The organism is Longimicrobium sp. (assembly GCF_036280135.1).
GTDB lineage: Bacteria > Gemmatimonadota > Gemmatimonadetes > Longimicrobiales > Longimicrobiaceae > Longimicrobium.
The window spans coordinates 1-3,755 of record NZ_DASURI010000789.1 but is presented as its reverse complement, the minus strand read 5'-3'; the positions used below and the strand labels follow the sequence as shown (position 1 = coordinate 3,755).

Below are 3,755 nucleotides of genomic sequence, written 5' to 3'. Positions count from 1 at the left end.
CGGCGGTCCAGCTTGCCGTTGGGCGTGACGGGGAACGCGTCCATCCGCACGAACGCCGCGGGGACCATGAACTCCGGCAGCGCCTCGGCCAGGTGCCCCCGCAGCGCCTCGCTCTCCACCGCCTCGCCCGTGAAGTACCCCACCAGCCGCCTGCCCCCCGCCCCGTCCTCCAGCGCGAGCACCGCCACCTCGCGCACGCCCGGGTGCGCGGCCAGCCGCGCCTCCACCTCCCCCAGCTCCACCCGAAAGCCGCGCACCTTCACCTGGAAGTCCGTCCGCCCCAGGTACTCCACCGTCCCGTCGGACAGCCACCGGCACAGGTCCCCCGTGCGGTACAGCCGCGACCCCGCCTCCCCGAACGGGTCCGGGACGAACCGCTCCGCCGTCAGCCGCGGCCGGCCCAGGTACCCCCGCGCCACCGCCACCCCGCCGATGAACAGCTCGCCCGCCACCCCCACCGGCGCCGGCTCCCCGCCCCGGTCCAGCACGTACACGGCGGCGTTGTGGATGGCCCGCCCGATGGAGACCCGCTCCGCCCCGGCCTCGCACGCCCACTCCGTCACCTCGCCGGACTCCGTGGGCCCGTACTGGTTGTACAGCCCCACCCCCGGGAGCCGCGCGTGGAACTGCCGCACGAGCGCCGCGGACACGGCCTCCCCGCTCACCGGCACCCGCAGCAGGCTCGTGCACCGGTCCGCCTCCGGGTGCTCCAGGAACAACGGGAGCATGGAGGGGACGAAGTGCGCTACCGTGATCCCCTCCCGCCGGATCACCTCCACCAGGTACGCCGGGTCCCGGTGCCCGCCCGGCCGCGCCATCACCAGCCGCGCGCCCACCATCAGCGGCCAGAAGAACTCCCAGAACGACACGTCGAAGCTGAACGGCGTCTTTTGCAGCAGCGCCTCGTCCGCCGTCATCCCGTACCGGTCCTGCATCCACGACAGACGGTTCACCAGGCTTCCGTGCTCCAGCATCACCCCCTTGGGGCGCCCCGTGGAGCCCGAGGTGAACAGCACGTGCGCCAGGTTCCCCGGCCCCACGCCCGTCCCCGCCGGGTTCTCCGCGGACCGGTGCGCCCACGCCCCCTCCGCCGCCACGTCCAGCACGGGGAGGGCGGACCCCGCGGAGAGCGCGGCGGCCGTGGCCGCCTGGGGCGGGTGCGTCAGCAGGACGGCCGGGGCGCTGTCCTCGACCATGTGGCGCAGACGGTCCACGGGGTAGCTCGCGTCCAGCGGCACGTACGCCCCGCCGGCCTTGAGGATGCCCAGCAGCCCCACCACCATCTCCACGCTGCGCTCCACGCAGATCCCCACCCGCACGTCCGGGCCCACGCCCAGGTCTCCCAGGTGGTGCGCCAGGCGATTGGCCCGCGCGTTCAGCGCCCCGTACGTCACCCGCTCGCCCTCGAACACCACCGCCACCGCGTCCGGCGTCCGCGCCGCCCGCGCCTCGAACAGCCCGTGGACGCACGCCTGGCGCGGGTACGCCCGCCCCGTCTCGTTGAACCCCCGCACCACCTGCAGGCGCTCCGCCTCGGGGAGCACGGCGAGCCCGCCCAGCGCGGCCCCGGGCGCCGTCTCCAGCGCCTCCACCAGCGACTCCAGGGCGGCGTGCATCATCCGCAGCACCCGCAGCGGCCGCACCGAGGCCGGCGCGTGCGCCGTGAACGCCATGGCCTCGCCCAGGTCGTCCACGGACATCATGAGCGGGTAGTTGGTGCGCCCCTCGACCTGGCCCGTCCCGGCGACGGGCGCCGGGGGCCCCGCGGCCGTGAGCACGCTGTGGCGGTAGTTGAGCAGCGCCGTGAACAGCGGGGCCGGGGCTTCCACCCCGCTGCACCGCTGCGCCAGGGCCAGCGAGGCGTGCTCGTGGCGCAGCAGCTTCGCGAGCAGCGCGTGCGTCTGGCGCACGCCCGCCTGGGCCCCCACGCCCCCCAGGCGAACGCGGACGGGGAGCGTGTTGATGAAGGGGCCGATCACCCGCTCGGCGCCCTCGCCGCCCTGCATGCGGCCAAACAGCACGGTGCCGAACACCACGTCGTCGCGCCCCGACGCCCGCGCCACCACCTGGGCCCAGGCCACGTGGCACATCGACGCCGCGCTCACCCCCAGGGCCCGGGCGCGCTCCCGCAGCCGTGCCGCGAGCGCGGCGTCCACGAACGCGCGCGCCTGCTCGATGCCGGGCTCGTCGCCCCGCGCGTCCAGCAGGCCGAACGGCGCCGTGGGCTCGTCCACGTCGCCCAGCATGTCCGTGAAGAACGCCCGGTGCTCCTCCGGGCTCACGCCCAGCCGGGCCTGCGCCACGAAGCTGCGGAACGGAAGGGGCGCGGGAAGCGCATGGGCCCGCCCCTGCGCGTGCGCCCGGACCTCCTCGCGCAGCACGTCCGTGGCCGTGTGGTCCAGCGTGAGGTGGTGAAACAGCAGCAGCAGGTGCCAGCGTCCGTCCGCGCCGGCGGCCACGTGGGCCCGCATGAGCGGCGCCCGGCGGATGTCGATGCGGTGGTGGCGCGGGTCGAAGCGCGCGTACAGCTGCTTCCCCACGTCCCCGTCCGCCGGGTCCAGCGCCACCTCCCGCACGGGGAGCGGCGCGTGGCGCCAGACGACCTGCACGGGCTCCGGGAGGCCCTCCCACAGGATGGCCGTGCGCAGGACGTCGTGCCGCGCCAGCACCGCGCCGAGCGCCTCCAGGTACGCGTCCAGCCGGGCCCGCGACCGGAACGCGGTCAGGCTGCCCAGCAGGTAGGGATCTCCCCCCGTCGTCGCCAGGTGATGAAAGAGAAAGCCTTCCTGCAGCGGCGCCAGCGGATAGATGTCCTGCACGTTGGCCGCGCCGCCCGGCACGGTCGAGACGACGGTGTCGATCTCCGCCTGGGTCAGCGCCACGAGGGGCAGCATCTCCGGCGTGATGACGGGGCTGGCGTCCGGGATGCGGTTCTCCGGCACCTGCACCCCGGCGTGCTCGCCCCCGACGGCGGCGGCCAGCGCCGCCAGCGTGGGCGCCGTGAACAGGGTGCGCACGTCGGCGTGCAGCCCCTGCCCCCGCATCCGCGCGATGAGCGTGACGGCGAGCAGCGAGTGCCCGCCCAGCTCGAAGAAGCCGTCGTGCCGCCCCACCCGGGCCACGCCCAGCACCTCGGCCCAGGTCTGCGCCAGCGCCGTTTCCACGGGGCCCACGGGCGCCTCGTACGCGCGCGCCGCGAAGGCGTCGCCCTCCGGCGCGGGGAGCGCCCGGCGGTCCACCTTGCCGTTGGCCGTCAGCGGCAGCGCGTCCAGCCGCACGTACGCCGCGGGCACCATGTACGCCGGCAGCGTCTCGCCCAGGTGCGCGCGCAGCGTTTCGGCGTCCTCCGTCCCGCCCACCCAGTACGCCACCAGGCGCGTGTCGCCCGGCGTGTCCTCGCGGGCCAGCACGATCACCTGGCGCACGCCCGGGCGCTCCGCCAGCCGCGCCTCGATCTCGCCCAGCTCGATGCGAAAGCCGCGCACCTTGACCTGGTGGTCCGTGCGGCCCAGGTACTCCAGCGCGCCGTCCGGCCGCCACCGCCCCAGGTCGCCCGTGCGGTACAGCCGCTCGCCCGGCACGCCCCCGAAGGGATCGGGGACGAACCGCTGGGCGGTGAGCTCCGGGCGGCCCAGGTAGCCGCGCGCCAGCCCCGCGCCCCCGATGTACAGCTCGCCCGCCACGCCCACGGGGACCGGCTCGCCCGCCGGGTCCAGCAGGTAGGCCCGCAGGTCCGGGATGCGCGCGCCGATGGG

General features: G+C 75.8%; 1 protein-coding gene. It reads right to left on the bottom strand.

All coding sequences use genetic code 11. From position 1 onward, the window contains the following. The coding region (locus VFZ20_RS25495) for an amino acid adenylation domain-containing protein (RefSeq protein ID WP_329686782.1) at positions 1 to 3,755 on the bottom strand (3,755 nt) is incomplete at both ends.